Consider the following 22726-nt stretch of genomic DNA (forward strand, 5'->3'; position numbering starts at 1 on the left):
TGTCGTTATGGATAAACAATCCAGGCGGAAAAAGGCATTTCCGCCTTTACGCCGTGACGCAACGAGTGGCCGGATTGAGTGACTGCATTCGCACCTGGCGGTGCGCTGCCGCGCTTAACGAAGTAAAGCACACTCTTATGACAATGCAAGCGCGCGATCATTCACATTGTTTGATAAGGGCTTTATACGCATTCGCGGTTTAGGGCTTATGCCGAAATGATGGAGCAAGGGCATAATCCATCGAAACCATATAAAAAAGACATGCCAACCACGGAAATGGGGGGAGCACGGCGGGACAAGCGACCGCGGAGGGGTGCGGAAGCCGATTGATTGATGGGTTGCGCTTCGCTTCACCCATCTACAAAGTTTCGTCATTCCCGCGAAAGCGGGAATCTACGGATTCTCGGTCGCCCGAATTCACCTACTGCAGAATGACGGCTGTTCCAGCCAGCGTCTGGATTCCCGCTTTCGCGGGAATGACAGGGTAAAGGGGAAGCAGGTATTTCGGAAGGAATGATGGCGAAATCTTGAAATAGCGGGAGCGTGCTAAAAATGATTTTTCCAGTCCCGAAGCGCCGCAAACACGCTGACAGGATCGGATAATGGCTTGCCCGTATAAACGCCGGCATTCCGGATGATTTCGGGCTGATCGCAACGCAGGAACGGATTGATGGCTTTTTCCATCCCGATTGTTGAGGGCAGGGTGGGAATATTCTGTTTGCGCAATGCTTCGACGGCTATTTCGCGTTCGATCAATGCCTGGTTGCCGGGCTCGACCACCCTGGCAAAGCGGATATTGTTCAGCGTGTATTCGTGACCGCAATAAACCTCGGTTTCCTTGGGCAAATCCGCCAGTTTCCGCAGCGAATCAACCATTTGTTGGGCGGTGCCCTCGAATAGCCGTCCGCAGCCGCAAGCAAACAGGGTATCACCACAAAACAGCAGGTTTGCGCCATAATACGCAATATGCCCGGCGGTATGCCCTGGAATATCCAGCGCCCTGAGGGTAAGCGAGAAGTCCGGGAGATAGGCGTTGCCCTCCTCGTTCTCATGGTCGGGGCATTCCTTCAGAGGGCGCGTGACGGTGGGAATGGATTCGCTTGCGGGGCCGTAAACCGGTACTGTAAATTCCCGCAGCAGCGCGGCGTTGCCTCCTACGTGGTCATTGTGGTGATGGGTGTTGAGAATGGCGACGAGTTTCAGTTCTTCCTGTTGCAGGTAGTCCAGCACGGGCGAGGCTTCGCCTGGATCGATCACGGCGGCGTGATAGTGATCACGGATCATCCAGATGTAATTGTCGGTGAAAGCGCGAATCGCAACGATATGCGGAATAGTCATGGCAGTTGCCGAATATGTTGTAGTGAGGAAGGTGATGAGGTGGGCTGGAGGAACAAATAAGTATTCATATTAGTCCATAATCCTAAATCCGTCAGTTGACCGCTCGTTTTTTAATTTAGTTGTAGTGATTCACAAAGATTTTTTATGTCACTTGACGTTCACAAATAAGGTGAGTTCGCTACAGGGCGGATTGCACGGTTTTTGCGGCACATGGCTGCGTTGCAACTCCTTGGAATGGAATGGCCATTCCGCGTCGTTGCGCCTTGTCCTGTACTCCAAAAACCGCACACTCCACCCTGTCCAAATGCCGGATTTAGGATAATTGAGTCCTTTTTGTCGTTTTGACGTGATACATGCCAACAAAAAATAAGCCGGAATGGTTTGATACTTGCCTGGGCCAGTATTTGCTGGAGCGGGAGCAAAGCCATTTCGATCAAGCCGTGGGCGATGTGTTCGGCTACAATGCCATGCAGGTCGGGTTTCCCCAATATGATTTTTTGCGTGCCAATCGCATGCCGTTGCAGTTTTGCGCGGCAATCGAGGAAGGGGCGGCGGTGCGAGCGGCCCCTGACTTTCTGCCGATTGAAACGAACAGTATCGACCTGGTGCTGCTGCCTCACGTCCTCGAATTCAGTACCAATCCACATCAGATTCTGCGCGAGGTGCAGCGGGTGCTGATGCCCGAGGGCCACGTCATTGTCTGCGGCTTTAATCCCCGCAGCCTTTGGGGCGTGCGGGGATTTTTCGGTTCGACGGAGGACAAATTTCCCTGGCGAGGTAATTTCATTTCGCTGCCGCGGCTCAAGGATTGGCTGACGTTGCTGGACTTCGAAATTACCAAAGACCAGTTATGCTGCTACGCGCCCCCATTCAGTCAGGAAAAATGGCTGAAGCGGTTTAACTTCATGGAAGCTGCCGGTGATCGGTGGTGGCCGTTTTCCGGCGGCATCTATTTCCTGACGGCTGTCAAGCGCGTGCATGGAATGCGTGTCATCAAGCCCGAATGGAAAAAGGTGCGCGCAGCCAGGAAAGGCATGGCGCCGGTTGCGCAAAAGCTCGGCGGCAACGCGTCGGGGAAAGAACAGCGGCAGGCAGCGCGCAGCGAGACCACCGTGAAAACCGTAGCGCAGGGCCGAAAGTAAAGGTGAAAGCAAAGCGTGGGCCTGTGGAAATATTTACCGATGGAGCATGCAAGGGTAATCCGGGCATTGGCGGCTGGGGCGCGCTGCTGCAATACAACGGGCATACGCGGGAATTGTGGGGCGGCGAGAAACTGACGACCAATAACCGCATGGAGCTGCTTGCGGTGATCCGCGCGCTGGAAGCACTGACAAAGCCATGCGACGTGCGGCTGCACACCGACTCCCAATATGTGCAAAAGGGCATCAGCGAATGGATTCATTCCTGGAAAAAACGCGATTGGCGCACCGCCGGTAAGAAACCCGTAAAAAATGATGATCTATGGAAGGAACTCGATCTGTTGACACAACGCCACCGGATAGAATGGTTCTGGGTGCGCGGTCATTCCGGCCACGACGGCAACGAACAGGCAGATAAGTTGGCAAATCGCGGCGTGCAATCCGTGTTGGAGGCTTCCGTGCTGGCGAAGGGATAGAAAGCGAGAAATTAGAAGAACATAGGCGAAATTGGATCGCTTTAGCGACAGAAGCATGTTGTGAAACGAATAGGATATCAATCCATGCGCCAGATTTTTATTGACACAGAAACTACGGGTCTGGAACCCAGGCTCGGCCATCGCATTATTGAAATTGCAGCGGTGGAAATGCTGAGCCGAAGGCTGACGGGCCGCCGCTTTCATCGCTATCTGAATCCGGAGCGGGAGAGCGAGGATGGCGCGTTGCAGGTTCACGGGTTGACCACGGAATTTCTCCAGGATAAGCCGAAATTCCGCGACGTCGTGACTGAATTACTGGACTTTGTTGAGGGGGCGGAGCTCATCATGCACAACGCCGCTTTTGACGTGGCGTTTCTCGATCATGAGTTGGGATTGGCCGAGTTGCAGCCATTGAGCGAATATTGCCACTCGGTCACCGATACCTTAAAAATGGCCAAGGATTTGCATCCCGGCAAAAGGAATAATCTGGACACCCTGTGTGAACGTTATGAGGTGGATAACTCCAGGCGTACCTTGCACGGCGCGTTACTGGACGCGGAACTGCTGGCGGAAGTCTATCTCGCCATGACGCGGGGCCAGGACAGCCTCCTGATTGAACTGGAAGCCTGGCCCGCGCTGGATACGGTGGCCAGCCTGGGTGACTTGCAACTGGTCGTATTGCCTGCCAGCGATGATGAACTTGCAGCCCACACGCAGCAGCTGGAAATGATCGAACGCGAAAGCAAGGGCAAGTGCTTATGGAAGCGGCTGGAAGCGGAAACAATGGCAGAGGCGGTTATGGACGGCGCCGTGATCGTGGAGTTCGTGGAGAACGCCAAGATCACAATTGATGAGCCGGTACGGCAGCCCGGTGAAGCGTTGGGCGGGCCGACAAGCGCGAGCGCAGGCCGCTAAAACAGCTCGAACTGTCCGTCCGGATTCCCTACCTTGCCGGTTTTTTTTCGCCTCCCCGTAGGGGCAGACGTCGATATTGCCGCCGGTGTTATCGCTGAAGGCGTTATCCTCGGGGCAACTGAAGGCGGACGGAAACGCGACGTATCCAGCGCCCTGAAGCGGCCCGAGCGCACTTCCATGCCGAGACGCGCGACTGCTTTTTCAAAGCGCTGGCGGATCATATCGGCCCATACCCCTTCGCCATGCATGCGCTTGCCGAAGGTAGCGTCATAGTCCTTGCCGCCGCGCATATCTCGCACCCGGTTCATGACGCGCTGTGCCCGATCAGGGAAGTGCGCTTCCAGCCACTGCCGGAACAGCGGGCTCACTTCCCAGGGCAGGCGCAGCACCACATAGCTCGCATTGATGGCCCCGGCTTCCGCCGCTGCCGCCATCACCCGCTCCAGATCGGGCTCGGTAACGAAAGGAATCACCGGCGCTATGCTGACTCCGACCGGAATGCCGGCGTCAGTCAAAGTGCGGATCGTGCGCAAGCGGCGCGCCGGGGCTGCTGCGCGCGGCTCCAAGGTGCGTGCTACTGTGTGGTCGAGCGTGGTGAGCGTTACGGCAACCGCGGTCTGCCGCTTGGACGCCATCTCCGCCAGCAGATCGATGTCGCGCTCGATCAGGGAAGACTTGGTAATCAGTACCACCGGGTGCTCGCACGCATGCAGCACTTCCAGCACGCGGCGCGTCAACCGCAATCCGCGCTCGCACGGCTGGTAGGCATCGGTGTTGACGCCGAGCGCAATCGGCTCCGGCACATGGGATTTTTTCGCCAGTTCATGCCGCAGTAATTCCGGCGCATTCACCTTGGCAAAGATTTTGCTCTCGAAATCCAGCCCCGGCGACAGGCCAAGATAACTGTGAGTGGGGCGGGCGAAGCAATAGATACAGCCGTGCTCGCAGCCACGATAGGGATTGAGCGACACGCTGAACGGCACATCGGGAGATTGATTGCGGCTTAAAATGGATTTGGCGCGCTCTTCGATTACCTGCGTTTTCAAGGCGGGGGCATTATCCGCTTCCATATTTTCATCCGCATTGGCATCCGCCTCGGTATCTGCTTCTCCGCTATTGTGCGACCAGCCATCGTCGATATCCTCTCGTGCCAGCACTTCATAGCGGCCTTGCAGATTTGACACCGCGCCCCGCCCTTTTTGCGCTTTCAGAGGCGGCTGCACAAATGGCGGCCGCGCTTCCCGCTCTATATCGGAATTATCTTCAGACATGATGTGTTCGCATATGCTGTTGTAGAGAGAAGGTCTCAGAATGCCGAAGGGAGCTCAAGTGAAACAATGGAGCATCGCAAGGTAAGGGTATCACGGCGATGCTGGGAACGGAATTGCCGGGGCCGCTTCGCTCACTTATCAGTATTCGTGAGTCGAGGAGCCAGTGCCGCGAGAGTATCGTGTTGACACATTAATATGGTGAGCGTAAATTTTTGGCGAGAACTGCCGCATGCAATGAGGCCTGCAAGGTCTGTTCGTTAAAATGCTACCGTGCCGCTGATGGAAGTATTAAGAGCACAGCAATATGTATTCCGGGCGCAGCAATACGGCGTTGCGGGTTAACTTCGAGGCAATTCATGGCTATTGCGTTTGATCGCGGTTATTACAAGCAGCCGTTCGCCAGGCTGGTCGCCGAGTACCCGGCGGAAGACGTGTATCCCAGCGCTGACTTTCGGGTGGAATGGGGGCCGGTTTTTCATCGTGGGCGGTTGGATGGAAGCGCCCGTGTTCTCATCATTGGCCAGGACCCCGCGCAGCACGAGGCCATCGCACGGCGAGTTCTCGTCGGCACGGCGGGCAAACGCGCCCAAGGTCTCCTGAAGCGCCTGAGTATTACGCGAAGCTACGTTTTCATCAACACGTTCCTCTACAGCGTGTATGGCCAGGGCGGCGGGAACAGGCATATTGCAAACGCTGCGATTGCGGCCTACCGCAACCGCTGGATTGCGGCGATTCTGAAGCGCGGCTCCATCGAAGCGGTAGTGGCCTTCGGCGGACTCGCCAATACGGCGTGGCAGGATTGGCTAGCATCTTCCGCCGCTGCGGGGCATGCTCCATTGCCATTCCGTCACCTGACGCACCCGACCTGGCCGGAAAGTTCCGCCCGCACCAATGCGGAGCGGCAGGCAGCGGTGACGAAACTGCTTGAGAACTGGAACGATGGACTGCGAGCGCTCAAACCCGTCATTCAGCAGCCGGATGTGGCAGGTGCGCTTGAATTGTATGGAACAGCTTTTGTCCCCGGCGATCTGCCGGACATCCTTCCGGATGATTTGCCGCCAGGCCTGCCGGCATGGATGCGCACCGAGGAAGGCTGGGCGGACCGAAAAGGCGAAACGTTACTGGAGAAACGCAGAACCATCGTCGTGCGTGTGCCCAAGGGCGTGCTTCCAGATTAACGCGTTAGCATATATTTCATTCTTGTATATCCATGAATCATTCCCGGTTCGAGGATTATGTAGGATGGGTAAAGCATAGCGTAACCCATCAAGCGCGCAATATTCATTGCTGGTCGCCGGCAGCATCAACGCAGCGTTTTTGCGATGGGTTGCGCTTTGCCCCACACCATCCTACAAAGCTTCGTCATTCCCGCGAAAGCAGGAATCTAGCCGCTGACGGGAACAGGCCGGCATCCTGCAGTGGGTGAATTCGGGCAACCGAAACCCATGATTCCCGCTTTCGCGGGAATGACAGGGTAAAGGGGGGAAGTAGGTGTAGGGAATGTGCCTGCATAAAGAAAAAAATCAAAAATATTGTTGACAGTGAACAGAGTATCCACGAAAAACGTATAGAGCGTATATTGGTTGGCCTATGAGCCTGGTCCTTGCCGGTCGAATTGTTCCGCTAAGCCGTGACACGAAAGTGGCGCGCAGCGAGACTGCGAGTTTCCAGGGCAAGGTATGGATTGGCGATGACGGGCGCATTGCCGCCGTGACGAAAGGTACAAGGGGTTCCAGGCAAGATCCTGCCGGGTTCGAAACCGCACCGGTGGTTGATGCCGGCAACGATCTTGTCGTTCCCGGATTTATCGATTTGCATAGCCATCTCGCCTATGCGACGCTTCCCCTCTGGGTCGAGCCCGGCCGCACTGAGCCATTCCTCCATCACAATACCTGGCCCACGCGCCCGACCTATCCCGAAAGCATAACGTGGCCCGCGTACGCATTTATCGAGGCGGCGCCGGCGGAACTGCTGGCTTATGCCGAGATCCGTGCGCTGATTGGCGGCACCACCAGCATCCAGGGCTCGCCGCCCAGCAATCGTCCGCTTGATGGCTGGCTGGTGCGCAATATAGAGGATGAAACCTTGCGGGGTGAGGTCGGACGCCACCAGATACTGGCGTCGACACTCACGCTCAAATCGGAGCAGCTCGGCGAGCGGGCAACCCGCATGCGCCAGGGTGCGACGTTCATTTACCATTGTGCCGAGGGCCGTCCGGGCTCGATCGCTCAGCGGGAGTATCTCGCGACCCGTACCGCCGGATGCTTGCAGCGCGAGCTGGTCGCAATTCACACCAATGCCGTCGATCCCGCAGCCTATGGTACGTGGCAGGAACCGGGCGCGATTGTCTGGTCGCCTTTTTCGAACCTGTGGCTGTACGGCACAACGACCGATGTCCCAGCGGCGCTGGCGCGTGGGATCACGCTGTGCGTGGGCTCCGACTGGGGGCCGTCCGGAACGCGAAACGTGCTCGGCGAACTGAAGGTTGCTTCCCTGGTGAGTGAAGCGAAGGGATGGGGACTTGCGCCCCTCGATCTCGTTAAAATGATTACCGCCAATCCGGGCGATGTACTTGCCCGGGCGTGGCAGCGCCAAGCCGGCCGCCTGCAACCCGGCGCGCTGGGGGATGTCGCCGTGATCGCGGCCGGTGCAAAAGGCGGGGCCAGAGGTGACCCCTTCAAGACAATTCTCCATGCTACCGAAGCCGACGTGCGGCTGGTGGTGGTGGACGGGCGGCCGCTGTACGGGACCAAAGAACTCATGGAGCAGGCCGGCGCGACGCGAACCAGCGAGATCAGCCTTGGTGGACAGCCATGCCGGCTCGCCCTCACCAGGTTCGATGCCGCCAGGCAGCCCTGGTCCTTTAAAGATATTCTCAAGCGGCTCGAAGAAGTCCGGGACGACCCAAAGACGGCAATCGAGAATTCACGCCGCCGCGCATTTGCGGCGGTTCGCGCCGGCGGCGCGCCACCGCTGCGCTTGGCTCTGGACATGCCTACCGGCCGGGTGCCGGTGGGCGGCCTGCCAAAAAATCTGGGAACGATTGTTGTCCCGCCGATCCAGCCACTCATGCACGAGCGCGCTTTTTTTTCCTCGATTCCCGGACGGGGGTTCCACGGCGGGCTGCTTGACGGATTGGCGGATTTTTATGCATAGAAATTCTCGTTACCGATGGCCGATATGACCGCCAGGGGCGCCAGCGCCAAGCTCCTGGAAGCCCAGACCGGGCAGCTTCTCAGCGAATTCCTGCTGCGCGTGCCGCAACCGGGGCGGCGGACGAAACAGGCCGGCGCGAAAACTGCGGCCAAAGGCGCGGCTGCCGCCCTAGCCGAGCACGCATACGTGCTGGATGGCGGCGAGCGTTTGCAAATCATCGATGCCCTGATGACCGTTATCGGCGGCGCATATTGCCATCTCATCCAGAAGCGGGCCGCCTATGCGCTTGATCCGGTGCAGGCGTTGCAGCTGTTGCGCAGCCGCGTGGCGGGATTGTCAGAGGGGGAATTTCACTTGGCGCTGACTTCGATTGTCGCGGGCCTGCGCGATGCGCATACCCGCTACACCGGACCAAGGGCGGGGCAAGGAGCGGTGGCAACCCTGCCGTTCCTGGTCGAGCAGTATGGCCCACATGGCAATCCCACTTTCGTCGTTTCGAAAGTGTCGGCGCCGGCGCTGATACGCGATACTAAATTTGTGGCGGGAGTTGTGCTTGAGAGCTGGAATAGCATCCCTTTTGCCCGGGCGGTGGATTTGTACTCGGACCGGGAAACGGGCGGGCGTCCCGACGCGCGCCGTGCCAGGGCACTGGAGTCCCTCACGTTCCGGGCGCTTGAGTGCGGGCCGCCCCCCGACGAGATGATGGTGGATATCGGCTACCGAACCTCGCCCGGAAGCGCATTGCGGGAAGTTCGCATTCCCTGGCGTGTCGTCTGTCCCGCCAAGGCGGAGACCAGCCAGCGTCCCGGATCGCGTGCCTCGCGCTACATCGCCGCGAACCCGGCGGCGGAAGCGGTGCGGCGCGGGAAGAAATTGATGTTTTCAGGCAACGTGTGGCAGGCCGAGCGCAGTGGCGCCGCAGCTGTTGCGCGCGAGAAAGGGTGGATCGAGACCCGGTTTCAGGACACGCTCGCCGCCCGAACGGTCAAAACCCATACTGCGGGCGATCTGGCGTACCTGCGCATCTGGAGCTTCGACGTCGATGACGATGATGCTTTTATCGCCGAGGTGATCCGGCTGCTGGATCTTTTGCCGGACACCGGCTTGATCCTCGATCTGCGCGGCAACCCGGGGGGATTGATCTGGGCGGCGGAACGGTTGCTGCAACTGTTCACGCCGAATGCGATCACCCCTGCACGGTTCAGCTTGCTCGCTACTCCACTGACCCGCGCCATGGCCCGCAGCCCCTTCAACCGGATGGAGTTCGAAGCCTGGTTGCCGTCTCTTGAGGCTGCGATTGCCACCGGCGAGCCTTATTCGCAACCATTGCCGTTGACCGACCCGGCCTGGTGCAACGATACCGGTCAGCGATATAGCGGGCCGGTCGTGTGCGTGACCGACCCCAATACCTATTCGGCGGGGGATCTATTCGCCGCTGGTTTTGTCGACAACGAGATAGGCACGCTGGTATGCGTGGGGGAGGCAAGCGGCGCGGGCGGGGCCAACGTCTGGACGCACTACGATCTTCGCGAAGCCCTGGTGGATACGCCTTTTGCACTTGGGGAACTGCCCGCTGACGCCGGCTATACAATTGCGATTCGCCGTGCACTCCGCAGCGGCGCTGCCGATGGTCTGCCGATAGAGGATTTGGGCATTCCGGGAATCCCGTACGAGATGACCCTCGACGATCTGCTCCACGAAAACCAGGACCTGATCAGGTTTTGCAGCGGACTTCTTGCGGGTATTTCGCGCACCACGATGAAAGTTGATGTCGGCGATAGCACGGTGACCGTGACCACAACCGGCCTGGATGAACTGGAGACGTACGCCGATGGCCGGCCGCTTGAAGCCGTGCGCAGGATCAGCGATGGAATTCAGCAACTGCCGCGGCCGGACGCGCAGATGATTGAATTCGTCGGCCGCCGGCGTGGAGAAATCCGCCAGCGGAGGAGGGTGTTATTGCGTGGCGCCGGAGGCTGATGTAGTCGATAAAAGAAGAACGCGGCACGGCGCTGCCGTGCTTCGCGCCAAACAGGCGCGCTTTACTTACGGCAAGTGAGGATATTCGGGAGCGGCACCCGCCAGCACGGGGAAGGGAACGTCGGTCATCCTCTCAGCCCCCGGATGTCATCGCGCAGCGCCGCAATCTCCGCCTGAAGCGCGGCGATCGATGCTGCTCCCGCCAACTCGGCCTCTTCGTTTTCCGCATCGCGGCCAATGAAGAAAGTCGCCAGCGTCGCGGTCACGTAACCGAACACCGCGAAACTATACAGCGCCAGGAAGAAGCCCAGCACCCTGCCCTCAGCCGTCTGCGGCCAATACTCCGAGCCCATTGTTGTCATGATCATGGCGGTCCACCACAGAGCGTCGCTGTAGCTGGTCAGGCTGCGGCCCCCGGCATTGCTGTTTTCGAAGCCGTACATCCCCGCCGCGCCAGCCAGGGTGACGATCAGCGTCAACAATACGACGTAGCCGAAACCCCGGCGGCTCATGCTCGCGCCAAGGGCGTGCATGCCGCGGTTGACACTGCTCAGCACCCGCAGGAGGCGCAAGCCCCGCGTCAGGCCGCCTATCCTCGACAGGCGCGTCAAGCGCAGGAGGTTAACGATCCTAAAAACGCGCAGCGCGGGAGCCAGGAGCGAAATGCCGCTGAGCCAATTCTGTCTAAGATATTCCAGTTTGCGCGGAGCCAGCCATAATTCCAGGCCGAAATCAAGAATAAATACTATCCAGATAACGTAGCCCGTCGATTCCAGCAAAGGACTCAACCCCCATACTATCTCGACCACCAGCAATGCGAGCCAAATGAAAGCCAGCACCAGCATGGGCATCTCCAGCCAGTCTTGGAGTTGCCGGAGGAGCACCTGGCGTTGGTTTGCGATATCTTCCCGCGAGGGGAGCAACTGTTCGTCCATAAGTCATATCCTCTAAATAGTGGAATGGTGTTTGGAAGCGTCAGGCATGCTTTCGAATGAAAAGCCTGACTCACTACACTGGCTATCATGACGCATCTCGCAGGAGGATAGAAGTCGACCGGCTGGGGAACGTCATTCGAGGGAAGTCGGTTTTGGCGGTTCTGGCGGTTTTTGTTATGGGGGCCCAATTCCAATCGCTCAGGGCTATCTTCAGTTGGTTTCGGGGGGCGCTCGCTTGCTCGAGCTGATCGCCTTGAGATAGGCGATCAGCTCTTCCGTGATCTTCCGCCGGTTGGGGATCTCTTTTGCAAGTCCCGGCATTGTGGTGTTGTACCGGATGCTTATGGGATTCTCGATCCAGCGCTTCAGGTATTCGGGCTTGATGTATTCCACTACGCTTGCCGGATAATTGAGTTCCGGCGCTTTGCCCCCGCCTTCGCCGTTGATCGTATGGCATGCCATGCAGTGTTTGCGGAAATGCATAAATCCGCTTTGCGCCTCTGCCGAGGAGCCTGACGGAGGCGACATGTTTGAAAGGTCGGACGTGGATTCAAGCGCGACGCGCTTGATCTGATAAGACATGTCCGATGCACCGGCCGCTAGCAGCGCTTTTGAATCGATGTTGTCCCAGACCAGGTAGAGCGGCCCCAGCTGCACGGTTTCGTTGTTCTGGAGCGTGTTGGTCAGCGTAAACGGCGTGCCATCTTCATACGCGAAGGCGAGGTAGGCGTCGTGCGCGAGGAACTTGGCGACGGGGATGCTCGGCCGGTACCCGTCGATGGAAGTGAATACGATCTCCCGCACCTTTTTCCAATCTTTACCGAACACGTAATCAAGTACAGGGCGAGCCGGAAAAGCCCGATAGGTACGTTCCACGTTTTCGTGTATTTCGAAAACTTTCAGGGAGACCGCCGGCGTGATAGCGCGAAGTTCGTCCAGGGAGAGAACCTTGATGCTTTCGCCCGCGCCTCTGAATTCTATGTTGATATCATTTTGGGCAAATGCGGGCGCGAGCGGGAAAGCACCGGCGAGAATGCCGCTGAACATGACCAATAGATATTGTAGAGTTCTTGGGAGGGAAATACCCACGACGGATTTCTCCTTCTTCCGGCAATATGACGGTGAAAGTATACCCTGCGTCACGCATATCGTTTCTGAACCATCCCTAGTTGTCTTGCTTTCACCCGAGGCCAGAACTTGATTTAAGTACCATCACGGCAAATACCGCAAGCAATTCCGGTTTAATCCACTATCATTAAAACAAAGACGAACAAAAACAATGGATATGAAAAATCTTCCTCGTCCTGGCGGTCTGATCCGCGTCCACGTATTGAATCGCCGGTTAAACCGCGTCGAAAGCGCTAGATTGAAGTAGCGCAACAACCGAGGGTTGCTATCGATATCGTATTCCGCGGTTTCTCATATTGCGTGCCATTTTATGGGTAACGAAGCCGATGAAGGGTTGTCACAAAGGATTGGCCTGCGCGGAAAGAGAGGTCACGGGATGACAACGCAATTGGCAATCCTCGACTGGCAAAGCGTTCTGGCCGCTGATAGGGCGACGGTAGGAGGCAAAGCCTGGCAATTGGCGCGGCTAAAGCAATTTGGCCTGCCGGTGCCGGATGGCCTGGTGATTCCCGCTGGGTGGTGTGCCCTGCAAGACGGGGCGGCGGTGCTTTCCCCTGAATTGTCAGGCGCGCTGCAGGAGGCCCTGGCCGCTCATGATTGGTTGAATAGGCCACTGGCTATACGCTCTTCGGCCGCCGGGGAGGATTCGGCCAAGGCCTCCTTTGCCGGCATTTACCGCTCCTGCCTGAACGTGCGCGGCATCGAACAGGTACAGTCGGCGCTTCGCGAGGTCTGGGCCTCGTTGTGGTCCCCGGCTGCTATCGCTTATCGTCAAAAGCTGGGACTGGCGGAAGGCGGTACGGCGGGCGATACGGTTCCAGCCATGGCAGTGATCGTCATGCCCTTGCTGCCCGCCGTCGCCTCCGGCATCGCTTTTACCTGCGACCCCATCAGCGGCCGTGATGACCGGCTGGTCATTCACGCACAATGGGGCTTTGGCGAATCGCTGGTCGGTGGGAAGGCAAATGGCGATGAATACATTTTTGCCGAAGATCCGCTCGATGATCACTGGACACTGCTTCACCAGCAGTTGGGCAGCAAAACAGCCAAAGCGGTCGTCCGGCCGGGCGGCGGAACAGACATGGTGCCTACACCGGCGGCGCAAGCCGGAGCATTCGTGCTTTCTTCCGATCAAGCATCGCAACTCGCGGAATTGCTGCACGACGCGGCTGTGGCGTTGGATTTCACCCATTCCTTTCATGATCTGGAATGGGTGTGGGACGGCAACTGGTTTTGGGTGACTCAGGCTCGGCCGGTTACCGCAAGGCCCCATTACACCTATAGCGCATTGCAAACCCAGGCTACCTACTGGACGCGCGGTAATACCTGCGAGGTAGTGCCCGAGCCGATGTCGCCCATCGACTGGAGCAGTGCACGCAAGATGGTTAATGCACTACTCGTGCAGAGCTACCTCCTGGCTGGCTATCCCCTGCTGCCAGGGGCGCAACGCGTCGCACTCTTCCACGGCCGGCTTTATCTCGAGCTTTCTTTATTGCAGTGGGAGGTTTTTGATGCTTTTGGCATGATTCCCAGCGCAACGAATGCGCTCATCGGCGGCCGCCAGCCGGAAATCGCGGTGCCTCCAACCAGCTTTGTCGGCCACCTTGCGCGTTTGCAAAGAGCGGTGCGTTATATGCTGCGGGCCCCAGCCCGCCGCCGCCGGGGCATGCGTGCCATTACGCAGGCGATGACCGAGGCAAGCGAGTGGCGGAAACAAACGCTCCCCGAGGACGCATCAGGACTGCGCACGGAAATTCTTCGCCAGTTTCATGTGGTACGGGGTGCGGTCGATTTATTTTTCTTGCAGGGGTCTGGCGGTGGAAGCCTGGCAATGCTCGTTGAGCAGTTGAACAAATGTTTTCCGGGTGAAGGGTATGCGCTGGCCACGGCCTTGCTCGCCGGCGGTGAACCGAGCATTACGGCCCGTCAAAGTTATGATTTGATGGCGCTGGGGCGCTTGTTGCAAGAAAGCGTCCAGGGGGAAAGCGATGGCGGGTCCGGTTGCGGTCAGTATCCGGAAAATCCAAAATTCCAGCATGCGTTCGATGCGTTTCTCGATCATTACGGCCACCGTGGATTGTACGAAAGCTATTTCCGGAATCCCCGGTGGCGGGAGGCGCCGGAATACTTGCTGTCAACATTGGCCCAACTGGCCGAGGTCGATGAAGCGGCTTTGCGGGCTCGCCAACAGGCGGCGGTGGCTGATGCGCTGGCGCGCATCAAGGCTGGCGCCCCGTTCTGGAAACACGTATTTATCCGGCGATTGGCAAAAGCGGCGCACCTGGAATGCAACCAGCGCGAAGCCGCACGCAGCGCACTGATTGCCCACGTGGAACCAGGGCGCCGGATTTTGCTGGCAGCCGGGCGCTACCTCGTCGCACGGGGAGCGCTGGCCCAGGAAACGGATATCTTTCAGCTCATGCTCTCTGAAATATTGCGTGCGCTTGACGGCGACATTCCGGCGGCTGGCGTAAGAGCGCGCGTGGCCGACCGGAACAGGCTATTCGAGCAATGGTCGAGGGAAATACCACCGGATGTCCTGGTTGAGGCCTCCCAGCATTCAACAGTGGACTGGCACGCGCTCGATATGGTTGCGCCAATGGATAATTCGCGACGCTATCAAGGTATCCCAACCGGTACAGGCCGCGCCACGGGCAAAGCGTGTCTTTTGCGCCACCCGTCCGATGGATACAAGTTGCAGCCAGGCGATATTCTCATCGCCCCCTCCACCGATCCCGGCTGGACACCGCTTTTCCTCAGGGCGGGCGGATTGGTTGTAGAGACCGGGGGTTATATGTCGCACGGCGCGATCGTTGCCCGTGAATTTGCTATTCCGGCGGTAGTTAACGTGCCGGGGATACTGGCGAGAATCAAGGATGGGGACGTGGTGGAGGTTGACGGCATGAGCGGTGTGGTGGCGCTGCTTGAGTAGCGGATTGTCGCTTCGCGACGCACTCGCAAACCTGGATAACAAATGGGTTATGAGCGCGGCATCAAACTGGACTTCAGTCATCCGGGCAAACCGCCGACAACACCAACGTGGAAAGCTTCAATGGGTGGGAGCAAGCAAAGTGTTTCAACGCACACTGGTTCTTGTCTTCAGAGGACGCCAGATGCAAGATTGACGTGTGGCAGTACTATAACGAAATTCGTCCCGCTCTCCGTTGAGCAACACGCGGAACTGGCACAGCCAGGCAAGGAAAAAGGCTTGTCCTGGCAGGCTTGTGGGGCAGTAATTTTCCACTTTTGGTATTGCGTCCGGGCACGGCTCAGATCGCTATCAGGATGATGATATTCATCCCCTATCCATTATCAGATTCTACTCGGAGAAAACATCATGCAAATTGTTCAAAAGATCACCCCGTGTTTGTGGTTCGATGACCAAGCCGAAGAGGCAGCCAAGTTTTATACCGCGGTCTTTAAGAATTCAAAGATCACGAGCATCGCGCGTTACGGAGAAGCGGGACGTGAGGTCCATGGAAAACCGGCGGGATCGATAATGGTCGTGGCGTTTGAACTTGATGGCCAGTCATTTACCGCGCTCAACGGCGGCCCGACGTTCAAATTCAACGAGGCCATCTCGTTGCAGATCAATTGCGAGACCCAGGAAGAAGTGGACTATTACTGGGAGAAATTATCCGAGGGCGGAGATGAAAAGGCGCAGCAGTGCGGCTGGCTGAAGGACAAGTATGGCGTTTCATGGCAAGTAGTTCCAACGGTCTTGCCTGAGATGGTTGATAACCCCGATTCCGAGAAATCTCAAAGGGCCATGAGCGCAATGCTTCAAATGAAGAAAATCGACATTGCCGGGCTAAAGCGGGCGTTTGCCGGATAGCATTTGATACGAGTCAGGAAGACGGTAATGTTATCGCTCGTGCCATCGGTCCCTGTAATTTCCTGAAATTGCATGGCAGGGTGACTTTGGTCCCCAGCACGCCGATTTCTAGTTTTCGGGACTGGATATTGGCGGGACCTGAAGGTTTTGCGTCACGCGCAAGCGCCGAACAACAAGCTCGTCAATCTCCAGCCGTCTGATCCGGGCGCGCCGGATTGCCAGCTTGCCGACGGCTATCGCACCGATAGCCAATGCGCCGATGGCGACTGCACCCACCGCCAAGGCGCCAAGCGTCCGGGATGCGGCTGCGATTCTCGGGATTTCGCGAGTGTGAGGAGTATTCATAGTATCCAAACTATACCCATACGATTCAATCCAGAGGTACGGAAGTGTGTAAGGATTCCTTGCCGGTCACAAGACATGGCGACATGCGCTGATAATCCAAACAGCCATTTATCTACCGTTGCGAGAGCTGAAGATGGGATTCCTTTGGGCTACTCGACCCAGTAGACGTTGAAGAGCGGGAATCGGGGCGCCGCCGCTGCAAAGACAAACACCGGCGAGCAGGCCGAGGCGACAAACGTGATCCGGGCGGAAGACGCTGAGCACGCGGCGTAGTGCTGCCGGGCAGCGGTCGACATGCTCATGGGCACAACAGCGCCTTGCAGCTTCGCCGCGCAGGCCCTCTGGCTCGACCGTCGCTATACTGTCTGGCCACCGTCGACAACGATAGCGCTCCCGACGACGAAGCTGGCTGCATCCGAACACAACCATACAACCGTCGCGGCAATCTCCTCAGGCCTTCCCATTCTCCCGACTGGTTCCTGCGCAATTACCGCCTGCCGCCCCTCAGGGGTCGCCCCACTGAAGCGATCCATCATCGGCGTGTCGATGATCCCCGGGCACACGGCGTTGATACGGATGTTCGACTGCGCGTAGTCGAGAGCCGCCGCCTTGGTCAAACCAACCACGCCGTGCTTCGCAGCGACGTAGGCGGCGCCCCCTTTGAAACCTCTAATCCCGGCGCCCGAAGAGGTGTTGACGATTGCGCCACCCCCTTGCTCGAGCATCAGCCGAATTTCGTGCTTCATGCACAGAAACACGCCACGCAGGTCGATATCGATGATTCGGTCCCATTCCTCCTCGGTGATGTCCGCCGCGGGCTTGATGGTGTATTCGATACCGGCATTGTTGAACGCGAAGTCCAGTCGTCCGAAGGTTTCGATGGTTGCGTTCAGCGCCCGCTGTATGTCCTCGTTCCGCCTCACGTCGCACGTAACGGCGAGTGCATGCCCGCCGAGTTCCTGGATCATGCGCGCTGTGTCTTGATTGTTCTGTTCGGAAACGTCGGCCACGACCACGCTTGCGCCCTCGCGGGCAAATGCCAGCGCCGCCGCGCGGCCGATGCCGTTCGCTGCACCAGTCACGAACGCGACCTTTCCGGCGAAATCTCTTTTTCCAGTCGTATCCATTTCGGCCTCATCGGATACGTGATAGTATTTCCACAGCGAATGCAACCCCATTTGCGGATAATGTAAGCTAGCGTGCTCTGTGAGTTGCAGTTATTCTGAGCCCGAAAATGGGTGGAAATGCGAGCACAATCGGTTTCAAACGCAAGCCGTTAAATTAGGCAGACATTAATCGTGATCGGGCATGTCGCAGCCGGCAGCATAACGGGCGGCATTATCAGCGGTAGCGGGAATAATGTCGATTCCGACATTTTCCAAGCGTATTCGTGCCCCTACCTGATTGAAGATGGAGTCGCTTCCACTTGCTGAGATGTAAACCTTATAGCGACGATATCGGTCAGGCGACTCAGGATCATTTGTGTACCAGTTGTCCGGCGTGAATTTCTTGCTGGTCGCAAACCCTCCTTCATGCGCGAGGTTGTACACTACCTTGCATGCCTGCCAACCTGGCGGCGCGTCGAGATCTTTTGTTGCCGTGCAGGAACCGGCGTTCCATGCAACGTCGCATTCGATCGATTTCCACAGTATCAAACGCTCCTTCTGTATCGAACGCTCCTTTTGGGCTGAACTCTTTTTCTGAGCAAAGGCAGTTACAGAGCCGACAGAAGTTAGAAAGATAACGACTAAGAGCAAGATATTGCGCAGCATACGTATCTCCTTGTTAAGTTCGAATTTGTATAGAAATATACGCTATCGGTATGCATCAAATCTTCGGCAAATAGTCACAGGATTTAAGTGTCTTATGACGCCCGGTTTTTGGATCTAGAATGGACCAATATAAATCTAATGACCTCGGCAGCAATTTTGATAAATTAAACTATTTTCCAGAAGCCGTCCATGAGCATACAAGCGCAAAGAGATATTTTCCGAAAACCGAAGGTGTTCGAACATGCTTCTGGCTCTGGAGGCAGTATCAAATTTCAGAGTTGTTAATCTCTGCTACAGGACTACCTCCAATCCAAGGAAAAACTGGGCGCGATGCGGGGTTTAGGCATTGTAAGCATGGTGGGCGGTACTGGGATCGAACCAGTGGCTTCCACCGTGTGAAGGTGGCACTCTACCGCTGAGTTAACCGCCCGCTGAGCTGGTTGAGGGTAACGCTCGGGGAGGCGCAATTAGAGCATGAATCCGCGCTTTCGGTCAACGCGCGGGCATCCTTAGAAAGCACATAGCAATGTTAAGTCGCCAATGACTCAGCATTATCCCGTTGGCTCGCGTAAAATAGCACGCTTTCGCAATCGCCAACATCGGCATCGCTCATGATCCGCACCCGTTTTGCTCCCAGCCCCACCGGTTATCTCCACATTGGCGGGGCACGCACCGCGCTGTTTTCCTGGGCTTATGCCCGCAGGCATGGCGGCAAATTCATTCTGCGAATCGAGGACACTGACCTTGAACGTTCCACCGCACAATCCACGCAGGCGATACTCGACGGCATGGCCTGGCTGGGGCTGGATTATGACGAGGGGCCGTTTTACCAGATGCAGCGGCTGGCGCGTTATCACGAGGCGGCGGAGCAGTTGTTGCGCGCGGGCCGCGCATATTATTGCTACGCCAGCAGGGACGAGCTGGATACCATGCGCGAACAGCAGCGCGCGGCGGGACTGAAGCCACGATACGACGGGCGCTGGCGTGATTCCAAACAAACGCCGCCTACCGGGGTGAAACCTGTGGTGCGCCTGAAGAATCCTCTGGAGGGAGCGGTCACGTTCAATGACCTGGTCAAGGGCGAGATTACCGTCGCCAACAGCGAACTCGACGACCTGGTGCTGCTGCGCGCCGATGGGGTTCCAACTTACAACTTCGGCGTGGTGATCGATGATCTGGATATGAACATCACCCACGTGATCCGGGGTGACGATCACGTCAACAACACGCCGCGCCAAATCAATATCCTCAAGGCGCTCGGCGCTCCATTGCCGCAATACGGCCATGTGCCGATGATTCTTGGGGCGGATGGCGAGCGGCTTTCCAAGCGCCATGGCGCGGTTTCCGTGGTGCAGTACCGTGATGATGGCTATCTGCCCGAGGCGCTGGTGAATTACCTGGCGCGGCTTGGCTGGTCGCATGGCGACGACGAAATATTCAGTCGTGAACAGCTGGTCGAGTGGTTTGACTTGGCTTCTATTAACTGTTCGCCAGCGAAGTTCAACCCGGAGAAGCTGCAATGGATCAACCAGCAGTATCTCAAGACCGCAGATAACGCGCGACTGGCGGAACTGGCAGCACCTTTTCTTGAAGCGGATGGCTGCAATACGACGGCCGGGCCAAGTCTGCCGGATCTGCCGGCGGTAGTGAATCTCCTGAAGGAGCGGGTTAACACAGTGGCGGAGCTGGCTGATGCTGCGGTATATTTTTTTCGTACGCTGGAACCTTCCGAAGAGCTTAAGGGGCAGTATTTCAATGCCGAGGCGAAACCCGTGCTGGTCAATCTGGTGGAACGGTTCGCCGTTATCGAATGGGAGAGTCACGCCATCCATGACGCCATTAAAACCGCCGCTAAGGCTCACGGCATGAAGCTGCCTAAAGTGGCGATGCCGCTGCGGGTGATGGTGACAGGCGAAGCACAGACGCCGGCGATAAACGCGGTGCTGGAGTTGCTCGGCAGGGAAGAAACGATCAAGCGCATGAATGACCGGCTTGCCGGTTTTCCCGCCTGACCCGGTTCATCGTTAACTTTGTTGGTCCTTGTTGACCTTCAAAGGCCGCCGCGACCGCTTTACGTTGACTGGAGCAGGGGGGCTCAGTATAATTCGCCTTCTTTTTGTCGGGGTATGCCGGGGGTATAGCTCAGCTGGGAGAGCGCTTGCATGGCATGCAAGAGGTCAGCGGTTCGATCCCGCTTACCTCCACCAGATTCCGGCAATAGTCGTTGCAATGAAGCCGCAAATAGCTGTAAATCCGTTTCAAAAAAGTCCTTTAGTCCCCATCGTCTAGAGGCCTAGGACATCACCCTTTCACGGTGAGTACGGGGGTTCGAATCCCCCTGGGGACGCCAGTTCAGACTCAACTGCTTGATAAGAAAATATATTCAGGCAAATCAATAGGTTCAATTTTCAAGCGTATCGCTTAACTGTTACACTTGGGAGCATGGACTTGCCTTCACAAATTTATGTATTTAACGCAACGGAACATACTGTTTCCATGAGGGCGTCCCTAAAGACCTCCTAAGCCTTTACCCTTCAAGACAGGTGATTTTCAGCCTTGAAGCTAAGGACCGGAAAGAAGCGGACAGGCTAGCTCGTGCTAAATCCGTAAAGCTCGATCAAGAGTTCCAACGACATCGTGCTCATCCAATCACCCACTCGGATGCTCAGTTATCGGACGAGGACATTGAGCACATATATGCGTTATGGATAGCGGAACGATTGGAAGAGGAGAGGAAATCCGCATGGAGGGCTTAACGGATAGGGATTATCGAAAGTGGTCTGAATCGCTAAATATTGCAGATGCTGGCTCAAGATATGAACGTGCTAAAGGTGACACTGAAGGCATTGAAGGTTTATATCCTATCGTTTCATGAAGACCGTGGCGCCGAGGACGTGCGGGCCACTCTTGATCCGTCGAAGCTACGGGTAATGCTCGCAGATATGTGCGCTCGTTATGATCCGGAGGATCAGGATCGGTTGGCACAGGCGCTGAGTTCGGAAAAATGCCCTCGAGAGGGGATAAGGCTTACTAGAGACTGGGGTGGCCCAACCCTTCATATAGCGGACCTTGAATAAGCGATTTCGATAAGAGATCATTGCAATTCCCCACCCACCCTATCCGGTGGGTTTTTGCTTTTTCTGGCCTGCCAATTTCGGTGGGCTTTTTTATGGGCGCTCGTATTAGCTCTGGCTTTCGCTCTCGCATACACCACGATGCTCGCCGTAGCGTTGATTGGCCCGGTGGCGCACTAAATGTTCCTGGGTATAGAATTGCCGTCGCCGCGGTTATTGGCTTCGGCGGCGGCTGGGGCATTAAGGGCTGGAAGGACGGCGCGAGGTTGCCCTTGGCAGTAGCCGCAAAAGAGAAGGTCGAATCGCGCATGCGACCCTGGAAGTGGCAAACGCCACCTGCGCTACCGATATCCCCTGATTAAGTAACGACGCTTTCAAGAGCGTGGCCCGCATGCCGTAGCCCGCGTATGGGTAGGGAAGGGGGAGCGTCCACGCGGAGGAACTGTGTGAGGATCCGCAAGTCACACCTTCAAGAGGGTACGACACTCACCTCCTGAGGAGATTGAGAGATGACAGACGAAGAGAAAAAGCAGCCAGAAGGCGGGAATTGGCCCGGGATGCTTGCAATCAGATTACTGATTTGGACTCTCATATTCAGCTTTTTGGGAGTTTTCCTGATGGGAAATTAGCTGGAGCGGGGTACAAAACAAAAACCCGCCGAAAGTGGATTACCAAATCTGTGTCAAACTCGGCTTCTATTTTGGAGGGCGGCGGTTAAACAGTATGTAGCAGTTGCGATTTAATCTGACAGTAGGTGCCAAAGGCACTGTTCACTTTTTCCCTCCCGCTCTTCAAGCCCGGCGGACCCGCCAGGCATGCCCGTCAAAACCAATACTGCATATGGTACCCCCTTCTCCAGTGATACGGACTGCCATAGTAGCCGTCGGCGACTGGCCATAAGTAAATCGTTTCGGAAAAAAGCAAAGGCAACCGGACCGTATCCTCATCTATCGTGCGTTCGATATCGCCCTTGATTGTTCCCGCAACCGTGATTTCCCTGCCTTCCACATAAATGGCTGGATCAAGAAATTTAGGGCTTTTAATGACAAAACGCCCTTCGCTCCGCTCACGCAGGTCTGGACGGTGATAAAAGGTGAGGGGATAGGACAGTACCTGCAATAGAGTGAAGTTTTCTTCATTTTTTACATCGACAATGACGCCGCCCCATCGAACAGACGTTCCCTCGTAAGTGTTCAGGTTCCGGCTTGCCAGGGTATAAGAAATGTCTGTCACGGGCACATCTTTGACTCTCTCGGGCAACCCGGAGCAAGCGCCCAATAGCAGGCAGATCAATGACAAATAGCGTTTCATGGCTTTCCTCTTCAACTCTCGGATTGCGATGCCGGAGGAGCGCTTGTTTCG

The 22726-nt window shown here is 56.9% G+C and carries 18 protein-coding genes, 3 tRNA genes and 2 pseudogenes; 14 read left to right on the plus strand and 9 right to left on the minus strand.

Translation table 11 applies throughout. The annotated features are described in order from the left end of the window. Positions 1-546: 546 nt before the first annotated feature. A complete protein-coding gene (gloB, locus tag BLP45_RS02130) occupies positions 547-1332 on the minus strand; it encodes a hydroxyacylglutathione hydrolase (RefSeq protein WP_256327639.1) in 786 nt (261 codons plus the stop codon). Positions 1333-1691: 359 nt separating this feature from the next. Here gloB and BLP45_RS02135 point away from each other — a divergent pair, with 359 nt between their 5' ends. The 3 genes from BLP45_RS02135 (at position 1692) to dnaQ (ending at position 3868) form a co-directional block, all read left to right on the plus strand. Continuing rightward, a complete protein-coding gene (locus tag BLP45_RS02135) occupies positions 1692-2480 on the plus strand; it encodes a class I SAM-dependent methyltransferase (RefSeq protein ID WP_090369302.1) in 789 nt (262 codons plus the stop codon). A gap of 2 nt (positions 2481-2482) precedes the next feature. Continuing rightward, positions 2483-2953, plus strand: coding sequence for a ribonuclease HI (gene rnhA, locus BLP45_RS02140; RefSeq protein WP_090369304.1), 471 nt, complete (start codon positions 2483-2485; stop codon positions 2951-2953). An 84-nt stretch (positions 2954-3037) separates the two neighbouring features. After that, complete coding sequence (gene dnaQ / locus BLP45_RS02145; protein ID WP_090369305.1) at positions 3038-3868, plus strand: DNA polymerase III subunit epsilon; 831 nt, start codon at positions 3038-3040, stop codon at positions 3866-3868. Here dnaQ and BLP45_RS02150 read toward each other — a convergent pair. Beyond that, the gene (locus BLP45_RS02150; RefSeq protein WP_090369307.1) at positions 3865-5139 is read right to left on the minus strand and encodes a PA0069 family radical SAM protein; all 1275 of its coding nucleotides are present in this window, start codon (positions 5137-5139) and stop codon (positions 3865-3867) included. The two genes, dnaQ and BLP45_RS02150, sit on opposite strands and share 4 nt — an antisense overlap. Positions 5140-5495: 356 nt before the next feature. Here BLP45_RS02150 and BLP45_RS02155 point away from each other — a divergent pair, with 356 nt between their 5' ends. The 3 genes from BLP45_RS02155 (at position 5496) to BLP45_RS02165 (ending at position 10275) form a co-directional block, all read left to right on the plus strand. After that, on the plus strand, positions 5496-6317 hold the full coding sequence (locus BLP45_RS02155; protein WP_090369309.1) for a uracil-DNA glycosylase family protein: 822 nt from the start codon (positions 5496-5498) through the stop codon (positions 6315-6317). A 412-nt stretch (positions 6318-6729) separates the two neighbouring features. Next, on the plus strand, positions 6730-8295 hold the full coding sequence (locus BLP45_RS02160) for an amidohydrolase family protein (RefSeq protein WP_090369311.1): 1566 nt from the start codon (positions 6730-6732) through the stop codon (positions 8293-8295). Positions 8296-8310: 15 nt separating this feature from the next. Continuing rightward, positions 8311-10275, plus strand: coding sequence for a S41 family peptidase (locus BLP45_RS02165; RefSeq protein ID WP_256327633.1), 1965 nt, complete (start codon positions 8311-8313; stop codon positions 10273-10275). Positions 10276-10400: 125 nt separating this feature from the next. Here BLP45_RS02165 and BLP45_RS02170 read toward each other — a convergent pair whose 3' ends face one another. Both BLP45_RS02170 and BLP45_RS02175 read right to left on the minus strand, forming a co-directional pair. Continuing rightward, positions 10401-11210, minus strand: coding sequence for an ion transporter (locus tag BLP45_RS02170; protein ID WP_090369313.1), 810 nt, complete (start codon positions 11208-11210; stop codon positions 10401-10403). A gap of 210 nt (positions 11211-11420) precedes the next feature. Continuing rightward, positions 11421-12299, minus strand: a complete 879-nt coding sequence (locus BLP45_RS02175; RefSeq protein ID WP_090369315.1) for a c-type cytochrome — start codon at positions 12297-12299, stop codon at positions 11421-11423. A gap of 415 nt (positions 12300-12714) precedes the next feature. Here BLP45_RS02175 and BLP45_RS02180 point away from each other — a divergent pair, with 415 nt between their 5' ends. The 3 genes and pseudogenes from BLP45_RS02180 (at position 12715) to BLP45_RS02190 (ending at position 16173) form a co-directional block, all read left to right on the plus strand. Further along, positions 12715-15270 (plus strand): PEP/pyruvate-binding domain-containing protein, encoded by a 2556-nt coding sequence (locus BLP45_RS02180; RefSeq protein ID WP_090369317.1) that lies wholly within the window; start codon positions 12715-12717, stop codon positions 15268-15270. A gap of 48 nt (positions 15271-15318) precedes the next feature. Beyond that, a pseudogene (locus BLP45_RS02185) lies at positions 15319-15494 on the plus strand (transposase); the annotation flags it as partial. A 181-nt stretch (positions 15495-15675) separates the two neighbouring features. Next, positions 15676-16173, plus strand: coding sequence for a VOC family protein (locus tag BLP45_RS02190; RefSeq protein ID WP_090369321.1), 498 nt, complete (start codon positions 15676-15678; stop codon positions 16171-16173). A gap of 108 nt (positions 16174-16281) precedes the next feature. Here the strand turns inward: BLP45_RS02190 and BLP45_RS02195 are convergent, their stop codons facing one another. The 4 genes from BLP45_RS02195 to BLP45_RS02210 form a co-directional block, all read right to left on the minus strand. Then, positions 16282-16518, minus strand: a complete 237-nt coding sequence (locus BLP45_RS02195) for a hypothetical protein (protein ID WP_090369323.1) — start codon at positions 16516-16518, stop codon at positions 16282-16284. 356 nt (positions 16519-16874) lie between these two features. Continuing rightward, entirely contained in the window at positions 16875-17645 is a 771-nt protein-coding gene (locus BLP45_RS02200) for an SDR family oxidoreductase (protein WP_090369434.1), read from the minus strand. Positions 17646-17810: 165 nt separating this feature from the next. Continuing rightward, positions 17811-18173 carry a hypothetical protein gene (locus BLP45_RS02205; RefSeq protein WP_176754629.1) on the minus strand — a complete coding sequence of 121 codons (363 nt, stop codon included), beginning with the start codon at positions 18171-18173 and terminating at the stop codon, positions 17811-17813. 472 nt (positions 18174-18645) lie between these two features. Next, positions 18646-18720 (minus strand) — tRNA-Val (locus BLP45_RS02210). A gap of 181 nt (positions 18721-18901) precedes the next feature. Here BLP45_RS02210 and gltX point away from each other — a divergent pair. The 5 genes and pseudogenes from gltX (at position 18902) to BLP45_RS02235 (ending at position 21367) form a co-directional block, all read left to right on the plus strand. Continuing rightward, positions 18902-20302 (plus strand): glutamate--tRNA ligase, encoded by a 1401-nt coding sequence (gene gltX, locus BLP45_RS02215; RefSeq protein WP_090369327.1) that lies wholly within the window; start codon positions 18902-18904, stop codon positions 20300-20302. 119 nt (positions 20303-20421) lie between these two features. Beyond that, positions 20422-20497, plus strand: a tRNA-Ala gene (locus tag BLP45_RS02220). A gap of 67 nt (positions 20498-20564) precedes the next feature. Beyond that, positions 20565-20640 (plus strand) — tRNA-Glu (locus BLP45_RS02225). Between the two features lie 136 nt (positions 20641-20776). Further along, a pseudogene (locus tag BLP45_RS15055) lies at positions 20777-21046 on the plus strand (DUF6538 domain-containing protein); the annotation flags it as partial. 60 nt (positions 21047-21106) lie between these two features. Next, positions 21107-21367 (plus strand): hypothetical protein, encoded by a 261-nt coding sequence (locus tag BLP45_RS02235; protein WP_143002372.1) that lies wholly within the window; start codon positions 21107-21109, stop codon positions 21365-21367. Between the two features lie 819 nt (positions 21368-22186). Here the strand turns inward: BLP45_RS02235 and BLP45_RS02240 are convergent. Further along, positions 22187-22675 carry a Slp family lipoprotein gene (locus BLP45_RS02240; protein ID WP_090369332.1) on the minus strand — a complete coding sequence of 163 codons (489 nt, stop codon included), beginning with the start codon at positions 22673-22675 and terminating at the stop codon, positions 22187-22189. Positions 22676-22726 lie beyond the last annotated feature (51 nt).

Origin of the sequence: Nitrosospira sp. Nl5 (genome assembly GCF_900102495.1) — a bacterium.
Lineage (GTDB): Bacteria > Pseudomonadota > Gammaproteobacteria > Burkholderiales > Nitrosomonadaceae > Nitrosospira.

Bases quoted from the DNA above. Each gene is read 5' to 3' on its own strand.
- BLP45_RS02170 (WP_090369313.1), bottom strand. From the start codon at position 11,210: ATGGACGAACAGTTGCTCCCCTCGCGGGAAGATATCGCAAACCAACGC.
- BLP45_RS02195 (WP_090369323.1), bottom strand. From the start codon at position 16,518: ATGAATACTCCTCACACTCGCGAAATCCCGAGAATCGCAGCCGCATCC.
- BLP45_RS02155 (WP_090369309.1), top strand. From the start codon at position 5,496: ATGGCTATTGCGTTTGATCGCGGTTATTACAAGCAGCCGTTCGCCAGG.
- BLP45_RS02240 (WP_090369332.1), bottom strand. From the start codon at position 22,675: ATGAAACGCTATTTGTCATTGATCTGCCTGCTATTGGGCGCTTGCTCC.
- BLP45_RS02200 (WP_090369434.1), bottom strand. From the start codon at position 17,645: ATGGATACGACTGGAAAAAGAGATTTCGCCGGAAAGGTCGCGTTCGTG.
- BLP45_RS02150 (WP_090369307.1), bottom strand. From the start codon at position 5,139: ATGTCTGAAGATAATTCCGATATAGAGCGGGAAGCGCGGCCGCCATTT.
- BLP45_RS02180 (WP_090369317.1), top strand. From the start codon at position 12,715: ATGACAACGCAATTGGCAATCCTCGACTGGCAAAGCGTTCTGGCCGCT.
- dnaQ (WP_090369305.1), top strand. From the start codon at position 3,038: ATGCGCCAGATTTTTATTGACACAGAAACTACGGGTCTGGAACCCAGG.
- BLP45_RS02160 (WP_090369311.1), top strand. From the start codon at position 6,730: ATGAGCCTGGTCCTTGCCGGTCGAATTGTTCCGCTAAGCCGTGACACG.
- gltX (WP_090369327.1), top strand. From the start codon at position 18,902: ATGATCCGCACCCGTTTTGCTCCCAGCCCCACCGGTTATCTCCACATT.
- BLP45_RS02235 (WP_143002372.1), top strand. From the start codon at position 21,107: ATGAACGTGCTAAAGGTGACACTGAAGGCATTGAAGGTTTATATCCTA.
- BLP45_RS02190 (WP_090369321.1), top strand. From the start codon at position 15,676: ATGCAAATTGTTCAAAAGATCACCCCGTGTTTGTGGTTCGATGACCAA.
- BLP45_RS02135 (WP_090369302.1), top strand. From the start codon at position 1,692: ATGCCAACAAAAAATAAGCCGGAATGGTTTGATACTTGCCTGGGCCAG.
- BLP45_RS02165 (WP_256327633.1), top strand. From the start codon at position 8,311: ATGGCCGATATGACCGCCAGGGGCGCCAGCGCCAAGCTCCTGGAAGCC.